The organism is Panacibacter ginsenosidivorans, assembly GCF_007971225.1.
Lineage (GTDB): Bacteria > Bacteroidota > Bacteroidia > Chitinophagales > Chitinophagaceae > Panacibacter > Panacibacter ginsenosidivorans.
Window position 1 is genome coordinate 3404565 of sequence record NZ_CP042435.1, and the last position, 24212, is coordinate 3428776.

Genomic DNA, 24212 nt, shown 5'->3' on the forward strand with positions numbered 1-24212 from the left:
TAAATGTGGTACAATTATATTAATGGAACTTTTACGAAAAAATATTGATCAGTTCCTTCAATAATAATAGGTTTATGGCTTAGGAAATTGTAAAGCGATTTCATGTTTAACAGGCCCTGTTTGTTGCTTGTTTCAAGAAAATTTTTCTTTTGCAGATTATTCTTTACAACGATGTATTCATCTTCGATTAGAATATCTATTATCAATGGAGAGTCTTCATCAATGATATTGTGCTTGATGGCATTTTCAATAAGATTCTGCAACGTAACAGGCGCTATCTTATAGGTATAATATTCTTCAGGAACATTAATGTTTACCACTAGTCCTTTTTCAAACCGGGTTTGCTGCAGTTGAATAAAGGTTTCTACGAATTTTATTTCCTCCATCAGCGGCACAGTTTCCCTGTCGCGACTTTTGAGTATATAACGATAGATCTTTGACAGGCCATCTAAAAAATCCACTGCAAGCTTTTGGTCAAAGCGTATAAGGCTACTTAAAGATGTTAGTGAATTAAATAAGAAATGCGGGTTAAGATGTTGCTTCAGACTTTCATACATCACCAATGCTTTTTCTTTTTCCAAAGCATCTGCCTTTCCGCTAAGCTGCATGATCTGTTGCTGCTTTTTTAATTTGTAACGGTAAAAAATATAAGTTGAGTTAGCTATAATGATAGCAAGCAATACAAAGAACCACCATGTTTTATAAAAAGGCTCTTCTACATGTATTGGTATCGATATTATGGCACTGTCCCAATGACCAGGTTTATTAGTTGACTTTACTTTGAAGGTGTAATCACCCCCGGGCAAATTTGCATAACCCGCATAGCGACGTTTGCCTGCATTTACCCAATCTTTATCAAAACCTTCAAGCATATAGGTATATTCCTGTTTATCCGGCCTTACAAGATCCAATGCAGCATATTCAAAAGAAACAACATTTGCGTTTGACGGTATTGTATACCTTTTACCCGCAGTTATAGTACTGTTGAAAAATTGTTCTTTATCATCTATTTTAAAAGAAGTTATAGTCAGTGGAACTTTATAGCTTTTCAGGTCTGCTTCAGCAGGGTTAAAAACATAATATCCGGCAGAAGAAAAAATGGCCATATTTCCGTTGCGGAAGGCATAAAGATTATTATCACCTGTGTTGGCTGTAATACCATCCCTTGCGCCATAACTGGTAACGTTATAAGTACCTTTCGTTATCCTGCAAACACCAGAAGCAGAACTGCACCATATATCTCCTTTTTTATCTTCCCTTATACTTGTAATCATATTGCCCATAAGGCCCGCTTCTGCATCAATAATTGTATTGAGTTTAGGAAAAGCTTCATGCGTATTATAAAAAGACAAGCCTGCATCCGTTCCTGCCCAGACATCACCATTGCTGTCAGCAAATAAAGAAAAGACACGGTTGTCTGATACTTTGGAAGAAGGCTTTGCATTTACATCAAGACTTATAAACCTGCCCAATGTTTTATCGTAATATCCAAAACAACCTCTTGTGCCGCCTATCCATATCCTTCCCGTTGCATCTACTACAAGACCTTTGATAATATTTGAAGGTAAAAGATGTTTACTGTCTGTTGCATTATTGTAATAATGATCCCATGTTTTGTTACTTTCATCATAACAAAAAACACCATTTCGTTCAGAGGCAATCCATGCCTTACCTTCTTTGTCTTCTGCAATATGTATAAAGTAATTTGATTTGAGCGTACTGGTATAAGGAGGTGGCTGTGTTATTAAGACAAGCTTATTTTTTTGCTGATCATATTGATAAATAAAATCCCTCGTTACGATCCAGATATTCCCCTTACTGTCTTCCATCATATCTGGTACAGAAAGAATATTTTCTTCTTGTGGCGATACATCAAATGAAAAGGTTTTAGTGCTGCCTGTTTTTTTATCAGTCACATGCAGCCCATCTGCAAATCCGGTACCTGTAAAAAGCCATCTGCCAGCCTTGTCTTCCAGCATACTGTTTACACCCCAATACACCCCATTGTCAGTTCGGGTAACGGGTATCCCTGTATAATGAAACCTTGAATCATCCTGCCTTACTTTTAATAAACCAACAGGAAACGAAAGCCATATATTATCCTGCTTGTCTATCATTAAGTGGTAGCATAATTGTCCCGGTATATTATTTTCTTTGTTGCTGTCACCACCAAAAAAATGAAACTGCCTGGTTTCTATATTAAAACTGCCAAATCCCTTATCGTTACTGGTTATCCATAATTCTTTTTTGTTTTTATATTTCATATCACTTACAATATTTGTAGTAGCAACGCTTGTTTTGTGCATATCAAATTTGTAAGTGTTCCATTGGTTGGTGCGAATATTATAATAACTTAAACCGCCTGCCCAGGAACCAAGCCAGAAACCATTTTCATCAGGGAGCATTACACTGAACAGGTCGTCCCTTATCTGGTCATGTTCCAATGGTTTTGCCCGTACCGGTATTATTTCTTTTGAAGACGCATTGAATTTATATAAGCCATCATGTGTGGCCAGCCAGTAAATATTATTATCTCCTTCCAGCATATCATACACAGAGTTATAAATAACCCTGAGTTCATCAGAATAAAAATGGTTTGTGTCTGAAATAATATTGTAATGCTCAACCTTACCTGTTACAGGGTCAAGCTTAATAAAACCTTTTTGCGAAAGACCTGCCCAAACGGAATTTTCTTTATCAACGTATAACATAGATATGTATGATGCCACATGCGCAGTAGTATCGAAACTTGTTACATTATAATTCTTAAATATCCCTGTTGCGGGGTCATAACTGCAGATCTTTTCTTTGTTAAGCCCAAGCCATAACCTGCCTGTTTTGTCTTCTGAAATTTTGAGTACTGTATTTTCAGGTAAAGAGCTATTGTCGCCTTTTATTTTTCTAAATACCTTAAAACTATAGCCATCATACCTGTACAAACCAGTAGTAGTACCAAACCACAAATAGCCATGAGAATCCTGCAGCATGGTATTGATGGCATTGCTCTGCAGACCCGATGTTTCATCGAACTTTGTTACTTCAAATGTTTCTGACTGACTAAATGCAACTGCAGGGAAAACAAATAAAATAAACAGGAAAAAAAAACTATGTTTTGGTATTGCAAACATGCAGTTGGTAATTAACCTTCAAATTAGTGAAAACACTTGCTTTATAAAAACATTCTGCATGCAGCCTGCGAAAAATAAAATGAAGTGTTGCTTATTTCAAATAAAGCATACAGCAAAAACAATGAAGAATATATTTATGTTGCCGACAGTAAAGCTTTGGGCATCGCCGGTTGTGTCACTCACTTGTACGTTCGGAGCAACTGTCGACAGCCGACTACTGTTATGCAGTACAAGAGTGCGACGCAACAAAAGCTAAATGCTTATCCAACAGCATGACTCCAAAAAAATTATGCCATCTGCGCACGGCCTGCACTTATCATCATCGCAGCGATCATTTCATAAAATGCACGCCAGGCATCTTTCACCTTTTCGTTCCAGCTATTGCCAAGACCTTTTTCCAATGTCCACAGCAATGCATTACCCACCAAACGATAATGATCTGGTTTTACACCATAACCGGTGTGGCGCATAGACATGTTTTTTATATCCTCTGCCAATGCATCCGGATCATCGATCCTGCGCACAATAGCAGTAAGCATATTGATAAGTTTGTAATGCTGTGCTTCCATTGATTCGGGAAACATTTTGCGCAAACGCGGATTATCAAAAAAAAGTTTGCTGTAAAAAAGATCGCCTAAAATATGCGCATCAACATTGTAGAAGCTTTTCCAACTTTGTTTTACTAATATTACCTGCTCCTCTGTCATATCTCACAATTTTGCTGTAAACTTTAAAAGAAAGCCCATGCAAATACACGGGCTCTCACCCCCTAAACTAAACATTATTTATGCAGCTTCGGAGCTCAGATTTCTGTAAGCGGCTTCTATCATTGTATTGGACAGCAAAGTGTAGCAACTGGCCCATGCCATTCTTGTTTCCTCTGTCCAATGTTCATCAAGTGCCTGGGCCAATGTCCATATCAAAGCGTTGCCTACTAATAAGTAGTGGCCTGGTTGTACACCATATTCCACATGGCGTCTTGCCAGTTTTGCCACATCTTTCAGCATCGTGGCAGGCCTGTCAAGTTTGCTAACTGCATAGTTAATCATGCTAATAAGCTTTGCAGATTGCTCTTGTATGGGTTTTTTGAACATACTTTTTATTTCGGGGCTGCCTGCAAAAAGGCGTGTATAAAATAACGTGCCTGCAACGGAAGGATCTAGCTTAGCTACTATGCTCCATGTTTTTTTTACGATCTGAATTTGATTATTTGTCATACAACAAGAATGAATATTTAAATGAATTGTTGCACAAAAATGATATGTGTAAGTACCGTAAAGAAATTTATACTACTCAACCTTGTATTTTTTCCAATAAACCGTATGGATCATTGATTGAAGCAGGAAAGTATAAATACTAAAGAGTAAGTAACTTTTTTGGGGCTATATTATAGTAAAGGAAAAGATAAAACGCTTTTGGTTTGCCTTTTATGAAAGCCCCTTTGCGTCCTGCTTTGCAATAAAAACACTTCAATCTTTTTTTGCTACACTCCGGCGAGTAATAATTGCAAACCGGCTTTATGCCACACCATATTTGCACCCACAAAATCACACAATAAACGTTACACTTATGAACAAACAGATCTTCGGCCTTATTGGGCAGAAATTTATCAAAAATCTTCACGTACTTAAGGCATTATTGTTTTTCTGCAACCTTGCAGCCATTACCATTTATATTTTAGTACGATCTCTATTTCATGATTATAATATACAAATGGGTGAAGAAGCATCTATATTTTCAAAAACAATTTTGATCGGCAGCATATTGGGTAGTTCATTATTTGCAATATATTTTCTTACAGAAATTGCTGAGGTGTTATTAAGCAATAAAGCATCTTTTGTTTTACCCGGAAAAATTCTTGCGGGTGCAGTGGTAGTATTTTTATTTATTTCGCTTGCTTCCTGTAGTAGCCAGGTCTCTGCGGGTATTAAAAAAGATCTTACTACAGGGCTTACAGCAAAATATAATAACGTTGAACCTGAAAAAGTAATGCTTGTTATGAATGGAGAAGTGCTTGACCATACAGATATTCCTTTGGGCGAAAGTTTTATATTGGTGAACGACAATGTAAAAGGCTTAAAAGAAAAAGATGGTAAAGTAAATGTTGGCTGCTCATTAGTTATAAAAGATAAAAATGGTAAAGAATTACTAAATGAACCAGATCTTTTAACGGGTGATGCAGGCCTATTCAATAAAGATATCACTTATCTCAAATGCACGGTAAATACCGGTGCGCCCATGCAATGGGAAGAAACGTATGCGGTAAATGTTACTTTCTGGGACAAGAACGGCAACGGTAAAATTGAAAACAATGTAAACATCAGAGCTATCGATATGCCATAAACGGCGGTGTTTGTTTTCCACTAACAACAGGCCTCTGAGTGAAGTATTCGCGAAGAGGCTTTTTTGTTAGCAGTTATTACATTTCTTTTACTTTTGGCAAAACTATTTTATGTATCAAACGTTGCTCACCTCCATAGAAAACGGTATTTGCATCATTACTATTAACAGGCCTGATAAATTAAATGCACTGAACAAAACAGTGATGGAAGAAATAAATACTGCTGTTGATGAAGTATACAGCAATGCTTCAATAAAAGCTGCGATCATTACAGGGTCCGGGCCAAAGAGTTTTGTGGCAGGTGCCGATATCAGTGAGTTTATCGGGCTTAGTGTGGAAGAAGGCAAAGCACTTGCAAAAAAAGGCCAGGATATATTTTTTAAGATTGAACATTCCGCAAAGCCAATCATTGCCTGTGTAAATGGCTTTGCATTGGGTGGTGGTTGCGAACTGGCGATGGCCTGTCATTTTCGCATAGCCAGTAATAATGCAAAATTTGGGCAGCCGGAAGTAAACCTTGGATTGTTGCCAGGCTATGGCGGCACACAACGTTTAACACAGCTGATCGGTAAGGGCCGCGCCATAGAACTAATGATCAGTGGTAATATGATCGATGCTGCAACTGCTTTGCAATATGGTCTTGTAAATTATGTGGTGCCACAGGAAGAATTGCTTGCAAAAGGCTTAAATATTCTGCACAATATTATTAGCAAAGCGCCAATTGCAGTTGGCAAATGTATTGCCGCCGCCAATGCTGTGTTTGATGAAACAAAAGATGGATTTGCTTTTGAAGTAGAGGCATTCGGCGAATGCTTTGGTACAAAAGACAAGTTAGAAGGCACCAATGCATTTCTTGAAAAAAGGAAACCTGTGTTTAAAGGGGAATAATTTTTTGTTTCCTGCTTTAATATTTCATGTCATCACCTGTTGCGTCGCACACTTATACTGCATAATATTATGCAGCAGGTAAAACGTAACAAGTGAAAAATAAAGATGTGATAAATACTTTGGCTTTTGACCTTTCACTTTTCACAATTGTTCCGAACCTACAAGAGTGCGACGCAACAAAAGCTTAATTTATTTTCGACTGCCAGGCCCCAAAAAATCAACTACTTCTTAAACCGGCAAGTGTATTAATAGTAAGCGCCACCAGCACTGTATTATAGCCGAAGGCAATAAGGCTGTGCATTAATACCAGCCTGCGTAAACGGCGTGAGGTAACCTGCACATCTGATACCTGGAAGGTCATGCCGATGATAAAAGAGAAATAAGCAAAATCAATAAAATCTGGGTTATCATTTGGCGTTGATTCTTCATCAGGAAAATCTAAGCCACGTGCAGGAGTATTTTCTTTTTCTTTATGATCTCCATAATATAAGTGTGCATAACGAACAGTAAAAATTGTATGCACTAATGACCATGAAAGCAACATAGAAGGAACTGCAACAAAAATATGCAGAAGTTTATGTGAGTCTTTTTCCTGGATAAGTAAAGAACCAACTGCCAGCAAGCTTGCCAATGTTGCCACTAATACAATAGCAAATATTATAAAGCGTGAACCATCTTGTACCTGCGCCTGTTTACGAATTTGCTTCGAAGGTGTTGTATAAAAAACAAGCCAGTCAATAGTAAGAATGGCGAGGCTAAATGTGAGCCACCCTATCATTACATGCGACAAAACATCTACCATGTCCCATGGAATAATAAAAAAGACCAGTAATGCTATTGCTAAACATAAACCAACTTTATGCAAAGCCATTAATTTTTTTATCCATGAGAAACGCTCTGCTTTCATGTTGCTTATTTAATCGATCAATTATTCTTTTCAATTAGTGCATCATTAATATTGTACACTTCTACTTCGCTAATGAGTGGCAGATCTTTTGTGGCTGTTATTATAAAACGTATAGCACTTACTTCTGCTGCAGGAAATGTAATGATCCGTTTTCTGCCAATAGTGGTGCCGTTGATGGTTTGTAAAACTTTTGCACCATCCAGCAATTCAATTTTAAAACCACTAATGTTTTGCCCATGTTCTATTGCCTCACGAAGTACGATACAATTGATCTTTTGACCGTCTGTAAACCTGAGCCAATACGATGTTTTTTTATAATTGATGTTTCTTTCATAAGTGTTTACATCGCCATCTGCAAAGAACTGTTTTTTAAAAAGCACATTATCATAATAGGTTTCTTTCTTTGCATTGGTTGCAAGATTAGTTGCAAAACTTTCATCCCGCAGTTTTTTAAAACCCATTAATGCTGCACTGTCATGTTCATTTATCAGACCCCTTCTGTCTGGCGGTACATTTAATAAAAGACTTGCTCCGCGGCCAACAGATTTTAAATAAAGATCAAAAAGTTCCTGCGGTGTTTTTACTTTATCATCTTCATTCGCATGATAGAACCAACCCGGCCTTATGCTGACATCGCACTCTGCGGGAATCCAGTTCTTTCCATTATAATTGCCGCTATTCAGTGTATCTGTTGGTGGCGAACCTTCGCCTCTTTTAAAACCAGCAGTATCTAATAAATTCCAGTTGGTTTTTCCGGCAAAACCTTTTTCATTACCTACCCAGCGAATATCTGGACCAATATCGCTAAACACTGGTGTGTTAGGTGCAATGGTCCTCATAGTTTGTTCAAACTTATGCCAGTCGTAGATTTGTTTCTTACCGTTAGGGCCTTCACCATTTGCACCATCCCACCAAAATTCGAATAAAGGGCCATAACGTGTAACCACTTCTTTCATCATGTTTATGAAAACATCATTGTATTCATCAGTTCCATACTTTGGGTGATTACGATCCCACGGCGATAAATAAATGCCAAGTTTTAAATTGTACTCTTTGCATGCATCACTCAGCTCCTGCAGCACATCGCCTTTGCCGTCTTTCCATTTGCTTTGCGCAACGGTATGTGTGGAGTATGCGCTAGGCCACAAGCAAAAACCATCATGATGTTTTGCAGTAATAATAATTCCTTTTGCGCCTGCAGCTTTTGCAATGCGGCACCATTGCCTGCAGTCGAGCTGTGTTGGGTTAAATACTTCTTCCTGCTCTGTGCCTTTGCCCCATTCAAGATCAGTGAATGTGTTAGGACCAAAATGTGTAAAGAGATAAAACTCCATATCCTGCCATTGCAGTTGTCTGGCGGAAGGTACAGGTTCATTTGTTTTTTGCGCATGAAGCAATGACACAAAACAACATAAGCTAAATAATGTAAAAATGCTTCTCATTCATTAGTGGTTAAGGTTAAGATCAATTTTATGAGTCCGGCTTTTGCATTGCTATGATGCTTCTGTTGCGTCGCACTCTTGTACGTTCGGAACGACGGTGAAAAGTGAAAGGTCAAAAGATAAAGTATTTATCACATCTTTATTTTTCACTTTTGACTTTTTACTTGCTGCATAGTGCTATGCAGTACAAGAGTGCGACGCAAGAAAAGCTCAATGCTTATTCTACAGTCGGGTACATAAAAATACTATTTAAGTTTTGCAACCTGGTCGTTATAAAATTTTACTGTTTCAATAACATCGGGCAGGTTGTGCAACCAGTTAGATTCATGCTCTATAGAGATCATCCCATGAAACTGCTGGCGTTTAAGTTCTGCAAAAATTGGCTCGAACTTTATTACTCCTTTGCCAACGACGGTGTCTTCCGCATTTACATCGTTAAACACTTTAATATCTTTCAAATGCACGCCATAAACATGACCTTCCAATTTCTTCAAACAATCAACAGGATCGAGGCCGCTACGTTCCCAATGACCAACATCTGCACAGGCGCCAATATTTGCATGGCCTTTTATTGCAGCCAAAACAGAATCAGGGCTCCAGTAAGGATTTGGATTTCCATGCTCATGAATAGCAATTTTTATTCCGTATGCACCAGCTAAACTATCGATCATATCCCACTGGTCTTTCTTTGGCTCTGCAGTTATATAACTCAAACCAAATTCTTTTGCAAGATCAAATGCTTTGATCCATTGGTCTTTATTATCCGGAGAGATAACACCCATTGCCACGATCTGTATGCCTTTTGACTGCAGCAATTGTTTTAGTTTGTCTTTTGCATCATTGCTCATTTTTATACCAAACTCCCCTTTCATATCCGCACCTAAGGGCTGACCCCAATAGCACTCTATATCTTTTACGCCAGCACTGTCAACTTTGTCTAAAGCCTGTGCAAGTGTAAAATGATTGAAGGTCCATGTTTGAATACCAATCTTCCAGTTGGAAGCAATGTCAAAAGAATTTGTTGTGTCTGGTGCGGCAACTGTTGTGTCTTTTGTATCTGACGTGCCGGAACCACTTCCACAACCAATGGCAAACGAAAGAGATAATAACCCCATTAAGCCCGTAACTAAATTTCTCATTGGTTTTATTTTAAGATGAATAAAACTGAAAGTTAATCAACATACACTGTTGCAGAAGAAACAGAAAAATTTTTTTAGATTTTTTTTACCTGCTGGTTACATCCTTTTCCCGGGCTGCAACATAATAATGTACAACGGATGAAGAGGATACAAAAACACCGCTCCGCTTGTCCGCATTTAAATAACTTTTTTATTTCAAAAACACATTTATGAAAAAGATCTTTTTAGCAGCATCATTACTTATCGCTGCAGCAACATTCACAGGATTTAGCAGTGCTCATGCTGCAGTAACTATTTCAGTAAAATCAGGAGGAGGTGTACATATACCTGCTTCACAGGTTCCGGTTGCAGTACGTGCTTCTTTTGCCGCAAACTTTCCAACAGCTACCAATGTAAGATGGGAAAGACAAACTGAGCATGGCAGAACTCAGTACCAGGCAGACTTTCTTATGAATGGCCAACGCTGGAGAGCAGTATTTGCATCAAACGGTACATTATTAAGCGCAGGCCCACGTTAAGAATGGTTGATTAAAGTAGCAATTAGCCATGCCCTACGTGGGGTATGGCTTTTGTTTTACAGGAACTGATGATTGTTGTATGGTTACATTTTTAGTAATTGGTAATACTTAGTTTAAATAAATGATTGTGCAATGTATGTTTAAGTATATACCGGGTCAACACGTAAAATTTCCTGTTCAACAGGTAATGCATTGAGTAATCATAATTTGCAGTTTACATTTACAGACTATCATTACGCTGCCATTTGAAAAAGCCATTAGTAACCCAAAACGAGTAGTATGAAAACTGAAAAACTTATTTTCACAAGTATTACCGCAGCAGCAGTTTGCTTACTTGCCTGCAGTAAAGAGAACAGCCTTCGTAACAATAATGTTTCCAACGCAAGCTTTGCATCTGCACAACCTGAGAATGTTGTAACAAATATTTGCGACCAGTTTAGCTATGGAGATACAATTTTCTATCCACAGGAATTGCCGAATGATTACATTATTCATACGCTTACGCCGTTGTCAGGAACGTTTGGCTGTTTTCCCGATGAATTAAAAATGAACCCCCTGAATGGTGATATTGATATTACAGAAGGCGAAACAGGACTTAAATACATAGTGTGGTTTGTGCCAACAGGTACCACAGATACCTGCAGAAAATTTATAACAGTTTCAGGAATAGATTATACAGACAGCATTTACACTTTGAAGAACAAACCTGGTGTTGCAAAGCCGGTTTATAATTCAACGCCGGGCTTGTCGAGCGGCAGTAATGCGGAATTTGATGATGGCCACGATGACGATGATGGTGATGGCTTTTTAGATGAACCACCTACGGGCCAGGAAGTAATACCGCAAGGCGTTGCGCTTGATAAATCAACAGGGGCAATTAACCTCAGGCAAACAATTGCAAATGGAGCACTGGGTCCCAATCCATTACCGGGTACATTCAAAGATTTTGTTTTAAACTATCGCATTTCCGATAAGAGTGTTAAAACATTGAATAAACTTTCTTTCCGTTTGTATTATTTTCAAAATAAAACACAAATACCTGCACGTTTAAAGAAACAACTGGCCGCTAAAAAGTCGCAGGTAATTTTGAATGACGGAAGCACTCAAAATTTTACACTTTCTGCACCAGTATTTACTTCTATCACAAATAAAAATGGCACAGGAGAGGTAAAATGCAGGCCGCCTTATATAATCGTGGTGCAACAATAATTTTTTTGTAGCCGGCAGTAGTGCATATGCCATTCGCCTGTTGTGTCACTCACTTGTACGTAAGGAATAGTCTCAACAGTTAAAGAAGGAATAAAGCGTATAAGAGTGCGACGCAACAATGTTAAATAGTATTACTGAAGATGGGTTCATAATGAATCCATTTTCTTTTTTTGCGGCATAACAAGCATCGAAATAGTTATAAAACATATTTCATGTATTTTAGTGTATTGCCTCTGCATGAAAAATAAATTTATACTGCCCGCCGCAGCAATATTAATATTCGTGTTTTTACAACTGCAAAGTCAGCAAAAAAGCAATGACAGTTTATGGTATGCGCTTTTTAAAAAAGCTGATACACTATTTAACGGCCAGGCAACAGAAGCTACAGATTCACTTGCTATCGGTTATTATAATTTAATTACACAGAAATTAACTGCAGCACCGGGGTATGCAAAATTATTATATGATTGCTACGAAAGAATGGGCATTCTTAAACAAGGGCTCGGGTATGATTCAAAAGATGTATTAGCGGAATATTATACAGCTTTGAATATTCAGCATGCGTATCATCTTGCGGATTCTATTTCTTTTCGGTTGCTGCTTTCTGCAGGTAACCTGTATTATTCCGAAGGTCTGTTTGATTCTTCTGTATATTATTTATCACTTGCAGAAAAGATCATTGAGCAATATCCCGGCGCAGGGCTTGCAGGAGATCTGTATAATTCACTTGGGGCTTTATATAATGAATCGGGCGACTATATGCAGAGTGGAAACTATTTTAGCAAAGCCTTAGAGATAACTAAAAAAACAAAGCCGGAACTTAAGGAAGCAATATTTGCAATGTCTGCCAATATTGCTTTTGCATTAAAGGTTACTGGTTACGTAGATTCTGCAATTCATTTGTATAAAGAATTACTGGATCCTGCTGCTCCATCGCTTCCTGTACTGAACAATCTTGCAGGTATTTATCTTACTAAAAAAATGCCTGACAGTGCACTTTATTACTTAAATACCGCCAAAGAAATAAACGGGAGTTATGCAATTATTTTTCATAACTCCATTGCGCAGGCTTATATGCTGAAAAGAGATACGTTAAACGCAGCTTTACATTTGAATACGGCCACAGCAATATATAAAGCGAATGAACAGCAATTAAAAAATAATTATTATGGTGCTACCTGTAAATATTATGGCGACCTGCTGATGATGGAACACAAACCAGAAGATGCCTTAAACTACTACCAGCAGGCCATTATACAGTATAATTTTAAATTTAATGACAGAGACGTTTTTATCAACCCGGGTAATTTTATAGGAGACTTTGCAAGCTATAATTTATTTGAAGCACTAACAGCGAAAGCTGCTTGCTTTAGTTTACTATTTGTACAGAAAAAGGAAGGAAAATATTTTGATGCAGCCAAAAGCACTTATGATTCAGCATTTGTGTTAGCGGATTATATCAAGAAGTCAATTGATAATGACCAGGCAAGATTCTTTATAGCAGATAAAGTTTTTGATGCGTACAGAAAAGCTGTTGATTTTTTAACGGAGGCAAATACAAAACAGGATAAGAAGCTTACTATTCATGCACTTGAGTGGATCAGTAAGAGCCGTGCTACTTCTCTTGCTATAAGTCTGAAGGAAAATACCATAAAAAAATATGCAGGGCTTCCGGATTCACTACTGCAGCAAGAAAAAAATACAAGGATCAATATATCAAGATTAAAGTTGCAATTGCAGCGTACCACAGACAGTACTACCCAAAGCAACCTGCTTTCTGCGATTAATACAGCAACGCTGCAATTACAATCGCTTAATAATAGTTTTAAAAAATATCCTGTTTACTACAAAGAAAAATTTGCTTCGGATAATGTTGATATAAGTGAGATACAAAAAAATGTGATCGGTGACAAGACTGCTGTGCTGTCATATTTCAGGGGCGCCGATAATATTAAGGTCTTTATTATAAAGCATGATAATATTATAGTGCAGGAGGTTGCTGCAGATTCAACACTGCAAAAAAATATTAACAGGTATATGCAAGGGCTTGTATCAACAAATGCCGGTCAAACTTATAACGCCGGCGCTGCAAAACATTTGTATACTGTTTTAATGCAGCCTTTGCTAAAGTATCTTGCCGGTATAACTTCCCTTATCATTATCCCTGACCAGGAGTTGATCAACGTGCCTTTTGAAGCATTACAACCTGCAGATGATAAATACCTGGTAGAAGACTACGCGATATCCTACCAGTACGCATTGCCGTTTCTAAAAAAAGATAAAATTGATTTTGATGAAACGAACGCATTGGCAGTTGCGCCATTCGCTGCTAACAATGGCAATACAAAAATGGCTGTATTGTCTTCTTCTGCTGATGAAATAGGAGGATTTTCAAAACGATCGCAACTGTTAAATGCAGATGCTACAAAAAATAATTTTATGGCAAGGGTAAGTAATGCTTCGGTTTTGCATCTGGCCACGCATGCTTCAGTAAATTATGATGAACCTTCAGATTCTTATATAGCCTTTTACAACCAGGGAAATGCCGATACCGGGTATAAAATATTTGCGCACGAATTGTATAACCTGCAGTTACCCAATGCCAGTCTTGTTTTTTTAAGCGCCTGTGAATCGGGGACGGGGAAAATTTCGCAGAGTGAAGGAGCACTTAGTTTATCAAGAGCATTTGCGTTTGCAGGGTGCCCAAATATTGTCACTTCTTTATGGAAAGCAGAAGACAGATCGACAGCCTATATCAGCAAACATTTTTATAAGTATGCAGAAAAAGGTTATGGTTATGCTGAAGCATTACAGCTTGCAAAAAAAGATATGCTGGAGGATGCCTCTATGAGCCAGTTTCATTCCCCGCAATACTGGAGCCATCTTATTTTTATAGGTGATGTGCAGGAACAAAGTTCTGATTTTCTTTTATGGCTTATTTTAATTGCACTGATGCTCACAATTATTTCGGTAATTGCTTACATTAAAATAAGAAAGAAAAAACAGTAGCTGTTATTGTTGAGTATATAAAAGGCTGTTGCAGTGTGCGACGCAAGTAAAGCTTAATAGTAATTCAAAAGCCCGACTCATAATATTACTCCTTCCATTTAAGTATCATCAATTTTGTAGAACTTATTTCTTTCGCTTTGCTATAAAACATGTGCTGTTTGTTGGCAGTAATTTTGCTTAATTGCTTTTCTGCCGCGTAAATATCATTGGCCTTTATGTATGCAAGTGCCAGGTAATAATCCGTTTCCTGTACAAAATATTTTTCAGCAGATGTATTGTTAAGCTGCTCAACATTTTTAAATGCATTGATAGCTGCCGATGCATTATTGGTTTGCAGGTATGATTGTGCTGTAAGAAAATAATCCTTTTGAGTTTTGACAGGTTTTGAACTAGCTGTTGCTATTACAGCAGTGAAATTATTTGCGTTGTACAATGAGTCGATACTATTGGTTGTAGTTTCGCCCCGCATTACAGGCAGTTGATAGGTTTCAAAATTTGCTTTATACAAAGAATCATTGCTCGTAGAGGTAAACTGATAAACACCATAACCAGCAATCACAAGAATAAGCACGGCTGCAATACGCATAAATGTTTTAATGCCAAATGCTGGTTTTATAATTTTTGCCGGCTCAGTTTTTGCTATTTGCGTTTCACTAAAGTATTGCTGGTGCAAAGCCTGCACTTTTTCTTTTAAACCTTGTGATCTTATTGCTCCTTTTGCTGTAAGCAAATTTTCGTAACGCTCCTGCAGTGAAGTATTTTCCTGCAACATTTTTTCTGTTGCGGCTTTTTCTTCTGCATCAGCTTCGCCATCCATGTAGCGAATCAATAATTCCATTTCATCGTATGTATAATTATCCTGCATGTCTTAGTGCGTTTTTAAATTGTGTTCGTAATTGTTCATTATCCTGTATCATTTGTTCAAGCTGCTTCATACATTTATATTTTTTGTTACGCAGCACCTGTTCATTTTGATAGTCAGGCATTCTTTCAACAATGTCTTTCATAGAAAGATCTTCATAATAAACCAGCATTAGAAGCTGTTTACATTTATCACCAAGTTTTTCAAAAACCTGTTGTATTGAGTTGTAATATTCTCTTTTTACAAGATGTTGTACAGTTTCCTGTTCTGTTGTGTCTTTTGCTTTTTCAAAAATCCTGTTCCTGTTATCGGTGCTTGTTCTTTTTCTAAGTTCAGATAGCCAGAGATTTCGCGTAATGGAATACAGGAAAGATTTTACACTCGAATCGCCGCGAAATTTATTCTCTGCTATTATTTCAATAAACGCGACTATTGTTTCCTGTATCACATCGGCAGCGTCTTCTCTTGAGCCTTTGTTATTCGTTACATAATTTTCCAGCAAACCGTAATATTCCCTGTAAATGAACTTAATACCCGCATCTATTTGCCTGTTATCTTTTAGAATATGTATCAGCTCCGTATCTGAGTAATTTCTAACAACCTCCATGCGGTTACATTTATTTGTATTAACTGAAAAAGGTTTTGTAACCTGAAATTTAGAAAAAATTGATGTTGAACAGGGAAAGTATTTTGTTGAGCAGGAATTTTTATGTACCCAGTTGCATTGCAAATGGCGTCTTCGTTGCGCCGCACTCTTGTACTTCCTTTTATTTGATGAGCAATGTTATACAGTTAAAGTGTGCGACGCAACAGGCGATGCTATGCAATACCAAAGCTTAGTACAAAAATTAATATTCCTTTTTTACTTTCACCAGCGTAGTATCTGTTACCAGCGTAGGCACTATATAACCACCTGAATCAAGTCGTGTTTTTGAAAATGCCTGCTGTAATGTAGCCCAATCACTTTTTGTAATTGATGTTTTATACAAATAGATCGATGCAAGTTTAGGCATCGTTTTTAATTGCATAATGCCTTTGGCAGTAACTTTTGTGTTTACAAGATTCAGGTAGCGAAGATTTGTAATCGTAGTTAGATTTTGTAATCCATTATCTGTTATAGGCGTATCATCTAAAAATAATTTTATAAGGTTTGTACATTTAGCAATCGTTTTCAAGCCTTCATCAGTAATATTTGTACTGCTTAATTTTAAAGAAACCAATTGCTTACTTAATTGCGTAATTAATAGCAAGTCATTACTATCAATCATTGTATCGTTAATAAAATTAACCGCAACGTAATTGCTGTTTAGCGAAACAGGCAATACTAAAATGTTTCTGTCTTTTAGTTGTTTTACAATGTTTGCATCTACAGGATCAACAGGTGTTGTTGGAAGATCAGATGCTTGCTTTATTTCACTGCTTACATTTTGCAAAGCAAGCAACTTGGGTTTTATTGTGGAGTCCTGAGGAAGTTGATTTACTTTTTTATCCATTGCAGCACCATTCGCTATCCACCAGTGTAACAACGCAATTTGGCTTTCCGAAGGCTGTGATTTTTCTTTTGGTGGCATGTGATCGTCATTATCTGTTGGCAGCATTAATCTTTTCAGCATCTCACTTGCATCTGCATTGCCGGGTTTTATTACAACGCCGTCTTTACCACCTTTCATCAGTTTTAAACTGTCGTCCATTCTTAAACCGCCTTTCTGTTTATTAGCACCATGACAGGAATAACAGTTTGTTTCAAAGATCGGTTTGATAACGTCTGTATAAACCTGCGCCTGCTGCACATTTGCAATTGGTCTGATAGAAGCAGCAGATACCGTATCATCACTAAAAATATTTTTCAACGGTTTTGATAAATAATCAGAGCCATGCGTAAGCGAACCACCCAAATGCCCGGTGATCATGATCAATATAAATAAGCCAACCGACAAAAAAGTCTTGTTTACTTTAAACTGATCATTCTTTTCTTTTGCATATAACACAAGTGCCACAAGCGTTGTAGAAATGCCCATCCACATATGCCAGCTTACCAGTGTTTTATCATAATCATCACTGATAGATAATAAGTAGCCTGTAACGGAAGAGAATAAACCTGTTATTGCACCGGTTAATAATACTATAGGAACTGCATGTTGCAGCATATAGTATTTCTTCTTCCGCGCAAGGAATTGCAGCAATAAACCAATTAGTAAAATACCAATTGGAAGATGAACAAGAAGTGGATGAAAGTGTCCGAGAAATTCTGTAATGCTTAATAACACGAATTAGATTTAATACACGAATTACACGAATTAATTTAAGCGTAAAAAATAATTGTTCTAAGCATACCTCTTTCTCAATGTCTGCATCATATACACATTAATTGCCCATTGGTCTGCCAAAGGTTGTTGTGTGTATGGAATGGTTGGCAAATAATTCGGCGGACCAAACTCTGTCAATACAGTAAGCATATCGCCCTGTTGTTTTTTCATTTCAACAATTTTATCCCACCATGCAAAATGCGCTTTTACTGCGTCATCCCATTCCGGGGCCCGTGGATCATTTACCTGTGGCCCTTCCTGGTGACCAATTCTTGCATGCACATGATCTACTCTTGACAACACCAGATCAACTGTTTCTTTTTGATCTTCGAGTAAAGTTTCATGCACATTGCACCAATGCGATATATCTAATGTAAAACGCAGTTCAGGAACATTTTCCAAATAATGTCTTGCAACAGGCGCTGCATACATTAATCTTGACCGATGTGTTTCATGACAAATTTTTATGCCTGTTGATTTGTGCAATGCAGTGGTATGTTCAATAAATGCTTTGCCTTGCTCAAACGTAAAATAGTCTCTTCCCGAATGACAGTTTATATACAGCGGCTTTTGCACGGTATTGTTTGCCGCCGCATCTATCATGTTGGTGAAAGTTTGAAAGTGTTGTTTAAAATCACTTTCATGACCGGCAGTTAAAAACCCAACTTCGAGGTTATATTTTTTCAATGCTGCAAATACTTCGTCCTGGTCTTTCTTTTCTGTTTGCCACCAGATCTCAATGCCGTCGTAACCTTCTTTTTTTACTTTGGCGCAGTATTCATCTATCGTACCGTTAAAGCCCCAGTTGGTGGCTAAAATTTTCAATTGAAAATTATTATTCATATTGCTGATTGATTGTGGTGTTGCAAATGTTTTCAATGATGAAAGCATTAATGCCGATGTTGCAGTAGTAGTTGTTTGTAAAAAATTTCTTCTGTTCAATTTTATATTGTTATTTTTTTATGAGCCAAACATTGGAATATGAATTAAGCTTTCGTTGCGTCGCACACTTTTGTAATTTGCTCTTTGCTAATCTATATTCCGAAGGTTCAAGTGAGTGACACAACAGACGATCCCATAAAAAACGAAAGCTTGTTACAAAATAATTTTACGCAATTATTTCATTAATCACTTTACCTCTTGTATCCGTTAACCTGAATGGTCTTCCCTGGAATTGATAAGTGAACTTCTCATGATCAAACCCAATCTGGTTAAGAATTGTAGCCTGTACATCAAATGTTTCTACCTTGCCGCTGATAGCACTGTAACCAATCTCATCTGTCTCTCCATGCACTGCACCTTTCTTGATTCCTGCACCAGCCATCCATATTGTAAACGCTTCTGTGTGATGATCTCTTCCTTTGAATGGATTTTGTTTGCCTTCACGGTTTTCCATCATTGGAGTTCTGCCAAACTCTCCGCCCCACACGATCAACGTTTCTTCGAGCAAACCACGTTGTTTAAGATCGAGTATCAAAGCCGTTATGCATTTATCAACCTGTCTGCATTTGTTGATGAAGCCAACATCTATGGCAAGATTTGCATCGGTACCATGGCTATCCCAGCCCCAATCAAACAACTGCACAAATCGCACACCTTTTTCAACAAGCTTTCTTGCAAGCAACACATTGTTTGCAAAGCAAGCCTGCCCGGGCTTTGTGCCATACATATCATGAATATATTGTGGTTCGTCGTTAATGTTCATTACTTCGGGCACAGAGATCTGCATCTTATATGCCATCTCGTATTGCGAAATGCGTGAGAGAATTTCAGGATCATTATACTGTTTATATTCTTCCGCATTTACCTGGTTGATCGCGTCAATACTTGCTTTGCGCAGATCGCGACTCATGCCATCAGGATCATTTAAGAACAACACAGGATCACCTTCGCTTCTGCATTGCACACCTTGATACACACTCGGCAGAAACCCGCTGCCCCACACGCTTTTGCCCGCATCAGGATTTCTTCCACCACTCGTTAACACAACAAAGCCAGGAAGATTCTCATTTTCTGTTCCCAAACCATAAGTAGCCCAACTGCCAATACTTGGTCTGCCCAAACGCGGCGAACCGGTGTGCACCATCAGTTGTGCAGGTGCATGATTAAATTGATCTGTTGTTACTGCTTTTAAGAAACTTACTTCATCAACGATCGATGCAAGATGCGGCATGTTCTCACTTACCCATGCCCCGCTTTGTCCGTGCTGTGCAAACTTTGCCTGCGGACCGAGCATCTTCGGCACACCACGAATAAATGCAAAGCGTTTGCCTTCGAGTAATGATTGCGGACAAAGTTGTCCATCCATTTTCATCAACTCGGGTTTATAATCAAACAACTCAAGTTGCGATGGCGCGCCAGCCATGTGCAAATAAATTACACTCTTTGCTTTGCCAGGAAACGGTGGAAGCTTTGGTGCCAGCGGATGCGCAGGATCAAAGGCAATTTGTGTTGATGCATTTGTTTTATCTCCACAACCAAATAATGCAGCCATTGCCAATCCACCCAAGCCCATCGCACTTTCTTTTATGAAATGTCTACGTGTATGCGATTGCAAAACTTTTCGCTCCGCTTCACGCAGCAACCGCTGGTTATGTAATTCTTTTTGTGTCATAAAACCTCATCCTCGTTCCTTCTCCTTAAGGAGAAGGAGGCCGAACTGTTAATTATTAATTATATTGATGTAGTAACTTATCATTTTTGTATATCAATTCTTCTGTTGTTATGAGCCGAGCTTTTTGTTTTTGAATGATGCTTTTGTTGCGTCGCGCTCTTGTACGGTTTGTTCTTTGCTCAACATTGTTCAAAACGCACAAGTGAGTGACACAACAGGCGATGCTATATGATATAATGCTTGTAAGACTCAGATCCATCTTCTTACTTTCTTCCTGTATTGTATATATGCTTCGCCGAATGCTCTTTGTAAATAATTTTCTTCACCCTTGATAACATACAATTGCACTATAATAATTATTACTGGTATAAGAATAAATGTCCACCAATTCCCTTTCAACATGCCAATACCGGAATAAAGAAATATAAGACCTGCGTACATCGGGTTTCTTGATATTTTATAAATACCATTTGTTTGAAGCGAGTTTGCTGGTCTGATAGTCATTAGTGTGTTCTTTGATTGTGCAAATTTTAATAATGCAGGAAGTATAAATAAAAGCGCAATTGCCATAAGCACAAGACCGGTAATTTTTGAAGAGCCAGATGTAAAAAAAGAATTATTTATCGGAAAATATTTTTGCAGCATCAATGATAAAAAAAACACAGCCACATAAATAAGTGGTGGCGGAACGACCACAGCGGGATTATCTTTTTTAGTTGCCATAGATTTTTATTTAATGTTTACAAAACTGATTTCTGTAAAACCTAATTCTTTGTTACCACTTCATCTAAATTCAACATGGCATTTGCAACAACGATTAGTGCTGCTGTTTCTGCATTGGTATGATTGCTAACTCCGCCTGTCATCTCACAAATTTTTTCATCATTATTCCTGAATTGCGCTAAAGCATTGTTATATAAATTCATCAACGCATTCAAACTCTTATCATTGATCTGCCTATAAGTTGCAAGCGTAAACCCTTTACTGATCTGCGTTTTAATATCCTTGCTGTTTTCTTGCATCCGGTAAGCAAAGTTCCTTGCAGCATCTATAAAAGCAGAATCATTTAAAGTTGTAAGCGCCTGCAACGGTGTATTAGTGCGTATACGACGAGCCGTGCAAACTTCTCTTGAAACACCATCAAACGTTAACATGGAAGGATAAGCAGAAGAGCGTTTCCAATACGTGTAAATAGCACGACGATATTGATCTTCGCCTTTGCTTTGCACCCAATCTGCTCCATTCCACGGCGAGAGCCAGATGCCTTTTGGCTGGTAAGGCATAACACCCGGACCATGCATTTTAGTACTTATCAAACCACTGATGCAAAGTGATTGATCGCGTACTTGTTCAGAAGACAATCGAACACGTGATGCTCTTGCATAATATTTATTCTCCGGATCTTTTTGCTGCAGCTCAGGTGTAATCTTTGAATCCTGTTTATAAGTTGCACTCGTTACAATTTTTTTGATGAGTGCTTTCATGCTCCATTGATCATCATTCATAAATTGATAACTTAAATAATTCAGCAACTCCATATGTGTTGGCGGAACGCCTTGTGTGCCCAGGTCTTCCAATGTTTCTGCTAAGCCGTTTCCAAACAATTGTTCCCAAACACGGTTCACCATTGTTCGTGCAGTCAAAGGATTTTGTTTTGATGTAAGCCACAAGGCAAGCCCCAGGCGGTTTTGCGGCGCATTCTTTGGCAAAGGGTGTAATGATGCAGGTACAGCAGGTGTAACTTTATCACCTTTCACTAACCAGTTGCCACGCTCAAAAACATAAGATGCACGATGCATATCCGGTGGATCATCCATCATGATCGGCGTTGTTGGAACATTTGCTCTTAATACTTTCCAGTAAAGATCTTTTATATCAGCATAATCTTGTTTGTCTTTGCCCGGAAATTCCTGTGTGAAGTATAACCAGTCAAGCAGTGCACCTGCATCTACAGGCTTTTTTAAATTATTATTTTCGTAAGTGAATATGAGATTGTGTACACCAGTTGAAGGTTTAAGATTGGTTTCCGTTATTTGCCAATCTTTGGTTTTTGGTAAAGATGTTGAAGCAATCACTTCCCCTTTTGCGCTATCAAGATGTATTTGCCAAACGCCGCCTGCGACCCAACCCTGGTAACGAAATATTAAATGATCTCTATTGTTTAAGTCAACATTCTTTAAACGACAAATAGCATGGTTGCGGAATGATGTCCACTTGGTGTCATTCAATTCACTGTTCGTAAAGCTATCGCACGTGAGTGAGTTGTAAGAAGGCTGCCATGTTTTTAAAAAGGTATAAACTTCTTTTGCTTTATCGGCAGAAACATTTTGTTTAATCCAGCCTACAACTGTTGCAAGATCTTGTTTCAACGTATCGTTATCATAAGTGCGCAGCAATGGATAATCTGCTTCGGTGTCTTCATCACGTGTATCATTAAAAAAAGCCATGAATTTATAATAATCTTCATGTTTGAACGGATCATAAGGATGACTGTGACATTGCACACAAGCAAATGTTGTTCCCATGATCGCATCCCATGTTGTGTTTACCCGGTCAAGCACAGCAGAGGTTCTGAATTCTTCATTGTCGGTCCCGCCTTCATCATTCGTCATGGTGTTGCGGTGAAATGCTGTGGCTATATAATCATCATCGGTTGGATCTTTCAACAGATCACCGGCAATTTGTTTAATGAGAAATGAATCATAAGGCATGTCATTGTTATATGCATCAATTAACCAATCACGGTAGCGCCAAATGCTGCGACTGTCATCACGTTCATAACCTTTGGTATCTGCATAGCGTGCAAGATCAAGCCACATACTTGCCCATTTTTCCCCAAAATGTTTTGATGATAATAATGAATCAACAAGTTCATTGTATGCATTCGGATCATTGCTGTTTAAAAACTTTTGCGCAATACTTTCAGAAGGCTGCATACCAATAATATCCAAGCTAACTCTTCTAAGTAATGTTGCTTTATCTGCTTGCGGAGAAGGTTTTAGTTTAGCTTCTTTAAATTTATCTTCTATAAAATGGTCAATCTCATTTTGCGCCCAACCACTTTTTGAACTGAATAAACCAAAGAATGTTTTTGGTTGTGGCACTTCAACTGGTTTTAGTGGAACATAAGCCCAATGTTCGCCCCATTGTGCACCCTGGTCAATCCATTTACGCAAAATTTCAATGTCTTCTTTCGGTAAAGGTTTATGCTGGTAAGGCATTCTTTCTTCAGGATCTTTTGATGTAAGCCGTTTGATCATTTCGCTTGCATCAGCATCTCCTGGCACAATTGCATAGTTGCTGTCTTTTGTTTTTGCAAGCGCTTCATCGCGGAATAACAAACTAAAACCGCCTTTGGCTCTTACACCGCCATGACAGGTAATGCAATTTTTGTTGATGATAGGTTTTACCTGTGTACTGAAATCAATTTTATCTGTAGAGGCATGAATCATCCACGCACTTAAAAGAATAAGTATGGCCAATACAGATATAACTGTGAGCAATCGTTTCTTTGGAGTTATGCGCATGATACTGAAAAAATTAAAGTTACTGAAACTGCACGAGGTAACTGTTACGCGTTTAGCTTGTTATAATACTTTTTTGGCGTGCTGTGGAGTTTCATAGCATCTTCCCTTGTGTCACTCACTTGTACGTTCGGAAATTTTTTGTACAGTGAAAAGGTAAAAATGTCAAAACATTTGTGCTTCTTCACTTTCGATATTTCACTTGCTGCTCCTACTACTGGCAGTACAAGAGTGCGACGCAACAGTTGATGCCCAAAGAACTTTGGTTTGGCCCATAAATCCACACACTTTCTTTAATATTAACATTCATTAGTTTTTGCAAAAT

At 38.0% G+C, this 24212-nt stretch carries 18 protein-coding genes; 5 read left to right on the forward strand and 13 right to left on the reverse strand.

Going from position 1 to position 24212, the window contains the following annotated elements; all coding sequences use genetic code 11:
• Positions 1–14: 14 nt before the first annotated feature.
• The 3 genes from FRZ67_RS14315 to FRZ67_RS14325 form a co-directional block, all read right to left on the reverse strand.
• Positions 15–3128, reverse strand: coding sequence for a sensor histidine kinase (locus FRZ67_RS14315; protein WP_147190408.1), 3114 nt, complete (start codon positions 3126–3128; stop codon positions 15–17).
• Between the two features lie 287 nt (positions 3129–3415).
• Positions 3416–3835 carry a globin domain-containing protein gene (locus tag FRZ67_RS14320; protein ID WP_147190410.1) on the reverse strand — a complete coding sequence of 140 codons (420 nt, stop codon included), beginning with the start codon at positions 3833–3835 and terminating at the stop codon, positions 3416–3418.
• A 78-nt stretch (positions 3836–3913) separates the two neighbouring features.
• Positions 3914–4345 (reverse strand): globin domain-containing protein, encoded by a 432-nt coding sequence (locus FRZ67_RS14325; RefSeq protein WP_147190412.1) that lies wholly within the window; start codon positions 4343–4345, stop codon positions 3914–3916.
• A gap of 352 nt (positions 4346–4697) precedes the next feature.
• Between FRZ67_RS14325 and FRZ67_RS14330 the strand changes: the two genes are divergently transcribed.
• The gene (locus FRZ67_RS14330) at positions 4698–5471 is read left to right on the forward strand and encodes a hypothetical protein (RefSeq protein WP_147190414.1); all 774 of its coding nucleotides are present in this window, start codon (positions 4698–4700) and stop codon (positions 5469–5471) included.
• A 109-nt stretch (positions 5472–5580) separates the two neighbouring features.
• Positions 5581–6357 (forward strand): enoyl-CoA hydratase/isomerase family protein, encoded by a 777-nt coding sequence (locus tag FRZ67_RS14335; RefSeq protein ID WP_147190416.1) that lies wholly within the window; start codon positions 5581–5583, stop codon positions 6355–6357.
• 217 nt (positions 6358–6574) lie between these two features.
• Here FRZ67_RS14335 and FRZ67_RS14340 read toward each other — a convergent pair whose 3' ends face one another.
• The 3 genes from FRZ67_RS14340 to FRZ67_RS14350 all read right to left on the reverse strand — a co-directional run bounded on the left by FRZ67_RS14340 (position 6575) and on the right by FRZ67_RS14350 (position 9845).
• Entirely contained in the window at positions 6575–7264 is a 690-nt protein-coding gene (locus FRZ67_RS14340) for a DUF1345 domain-containing protein (RefSeq protein ID WP_147190418.1), read from the reverse strand.
• A gap of 17 nt (positions 7265–7281) precedes the next feature.
• Entirely contained in the window at positions 7282–8706 is a 1425-nt protein-coding gene (locus FRZ67_RS14345; protein ID WP_147190419.1) for an alpha-L-fucosidase, read from the reverse strand.
• Between the two features lie 245 nt (positions 8707–8951).
• On the reverse strand, positions 8952–9845 hold the full coding sequence (locus tag FRZ67_RS14350; RefSeq protein WP_147190421.1) for a sugar phosphate isomerase/epimerase family protein: 894 nt from the start codon (positions 9843–9845) through the stop codon (positions 8952–8954).
• A gap of 209 nt (positions 9846–10054) precedes the next feature.
• Here FRZ67_RS14350 and FRZ67_RS14355 point away from each other — a divergent pair, with 209 nt between their 5' ends.
• The 3 genes from FRZ67_RS14355 to FRZ67_RS14365 all read left to right on the forward strand — a co-directional run bounded on the left by FRZ67_RS14355 (position 10055) and on the right by FRZ67_RS14365 (position 14581).
• Entirely contained in the window at positions 10055–10363 is a 309-nt protein-coding gene (locus tag FRZ67_RS14355; protein ID WP_147190423.1) for a PepSY-like domain-containing protein, read from the forward strand.
• 279 nt (positions 10364–10642) lie between these two features.
• The gene (locus tag FRZ67_RS14360; protein WP_147190425.1) at positions 10643–11572 is read left to right on the forward strand and encodes a hypothetical protein; all 930 of its coding nucleotides are present in this window, start codon (positions 10643–10645) and stop codon (positions 11570–11572) included.
• A 237-nt stretch (positions 11573–11809) separates the two neighbouring features.
• Positions 11810–14581, forward strand: a complete 2772-nt coding sequence (locus FRZ67_RS14365; protein ID WP_147190427.1) for a CHAT domain-containing tetratricopeptide repeat protein — start codon at positions 11810–11812, stop codon at positions 14579–14581.
• Between the two features lie 85 nt (positions 14582–14666).
• Here FRZ67_RS14365 and FRZ67_RS14370 read toward each other — a convergent pair whose 3' ends face one another.
• The 7 genes from FRZ67_RS14370 to FRZ67_RS14400 all read right to left on the reverse strand — a co-directional run bounded on the left by FRZ67_RS14370 (position 14667) and on the right by FRZ67_RS14400 (position 23890).
• Positions 14667–15446, reverse strand: a complete 780-nt coding sequence (locus FRZ67_RS14370; RefSeq protein WP_147190429.1) for a tetratricopeptide repeat protein — start codon at positions 15444–15446, stop codon at positions 14667–14669.
• The gene (locus tag FRZ67_RS14375; protein ID WP_147190431.1) at positions 15436–16050 is read right to left on the reverse strand and encodes an RNA polymerase sigma factor; all 615 of its coding nucleotides are present in this window, start codon (positions 16048–16050) and stop codon (positions 15436–15438) included. Before FRZ67_RS14375 ends, FRZ67_RS14370 begins: the two co-directional genes overlap by 11 nt.
• Before the next feature lie 241 nt (positions 16051–16291).
• On the reverse strand, positions 16292–17710 hold the full coding sequence (locus tag FRZ67_RS14380; protein ID WP_147190432.1) for a c-type cytochrome domain-containing protein: 1419 nt from the start codon (positions 17708–17710) through the stop codon (positions 16292–16294).
• Positions 17711–17767: 57 nt separating this feature from the next.
• A complete protein-coding gene (locus FRZ67_RS14385; protein WP_225975340.1) occupies positions 17768–18691 on the reverse strand; it encodes a sugar phosphate isomerase/epimerase family protein in 924 nt (307 codons plus the stop codon).
• Positions 18692–18857: 166 nt separating this feature from the next.
• Positions 18858–20363, reverse strand: a complete 1506-nt coding sequence (locus tag FRZ67_RS14390; RefSeq protein WP_147190436.1) for a DUF1501 domain-containing protein — start codon at positions 20361–20363, stop codon at positions 18858–18860.
• Between the two features lie 249 nt (positions 20364–20612).
• Positions 20613–21086 carry a methyltransferase family protein gene (locus tag FRZ67_RS14395; RefSeq protein ID WP_147190438.1) on the reverse strand — a complete coding sequence of 158 codons (474 nt, stop codon included), beginning with the start codon at positions 21084–21086 and terminating at the stop codon, positions 20613–20615.
• A gap of 41 nt (positions 21087–21127) precedes the next feature.
• A complete protein-coding gene (locus FRZ67_RS14400) occupies positions 21128–23890 on the reverse strand; it encodes a DUF1553 domain-containing protein (protein ID WP_192903876.1) in 2763 nt (920 codons plus the stop codon).
• Between the last annotated feature and the right edge of the window lie 322 nt (positions 23891–24212).

What these genes read in the sequence shown, in the direction of transcription:
- FRZ67_RS14365 (WP_147190427.1), top strand. Translation starts at nt 11,810, where the DNA reads ATGAAAAATAAATTTATACTGCCCGCCGCAGCAATATTAATATTCGTG.
- FRZ67_RS14330 (WP_147190414.1), top strand. Translation starts at nt 4,698, where the DNA reads ATGAACAAACAGATCTTCGGCCTTATTGGGCAGAAATTTATCAAAAAT.
- FRZ67_RS14370 (WP_147190429.1), bottom strand. Translation starts at nt 15,446, where the DNA reads ATGCAGGATAATTATACATACGATGAAATGGAATTATTGATTCGCTAC.
- FRZ67_RS14320 (WP_147190410.1), bottom strand. Translation starts at nt 3,835, where the DNA reads ATGACAGAGGAGCAGGTAATATTAGTAAAACAAAGTTGGAAAAGCTTC.
- FRZ67_RS14360 (WP_147190425.1), top strand. Translation starts at nt 10,643, where the DNA reads ATGAAAACTGAAAAACTTATTTTCACAAGTATTACCGCAGCAGCAGTT.
- FRZ67_RS14400 (WP_192903876.1), bottom strand. Translation starts at nt 23,890, where the DNA reads ATGCGCATAACTCCAAAGAAACGATTGCTCACAGTTATATCTGTATTG.
- FRZ67_RS14355 (WP_147190423.1), top strand. Translation starts at nt 10,055, where the DNA reads ATGAAAAAGATCTTTTTAGCAGCATCATTACTTATCGCTGCAGCAACA.
- FRZ67_RS14340 (WP_147190418.1), bottom strand. Translation starts at nt 7,264, where the DNA reads ATGAAAGCAGAGCGTTTCTCATGGATAAAAAAATTAATGGCTTTGCAT.
- FRZ67_RS14345 (WP_147190419.1), bottom strand. Translation starts at nt 8,706, where the DNA reads ATGAGAAGCATTTTTACATTATTTAGCTTATGTTGTTTTGTGTCATTG.
- FRZ67_RS14315 (WP_147190408.1), bottom strand. Translation starts at nt 3,128, where the DNA reads ATGTTTGCAATACCAAAACATAGTTTTTTTTTCCTGTTTATTTTATTT.
- FRZ67_RS14395 (WP_147190438.1), bottom strand. Translation starts at nt 21,086, where the DNA reads ATGGCAACTAAAAAAGATAATCCCGCTGTGGTCGTTCCGCCACCACTT.
- FRZ67_RS14375 (WP_147190431.1), bottom strand. Translation starts at nt 16,050, where the DNA reads ATGGAGGTTGTTAGAAATTACTCAGATACGGAGCTGATACATATTCTA.
- FRZ67_RS14350 (WP_147190421.1), bottom strand. Translation starts at nt 9,845, where the DNA reads ATGAGAAATTTAGTTACGGGCTTAATGGGGTTATTATCTCTTTCGTTT.
- FRZ67_RS14335 (WP_147190416.1), top strand. Translation starts at nt 5,581, where the DNA reads ATGTATCAAACGTTGCTCACCTCCATAGAAAACGGTATTTGCATCATT.
- FRZ67_RS14325 (WP_147190412.1), bottom strand. Translation starts at nt 4,345, where the DNA reads ATGACAAATAATCAAATTCAGATCGTAAAAAAAACATGGAGCATAGTA.
- FRZ67_RS14390 (WP_147190436.1), bottom strand. Translation starts at nt 20,363, where the DNA reads ATGACACAAAAAGAATTACATAACCAGCGGTTGCTGCGTGAAGCGGAG.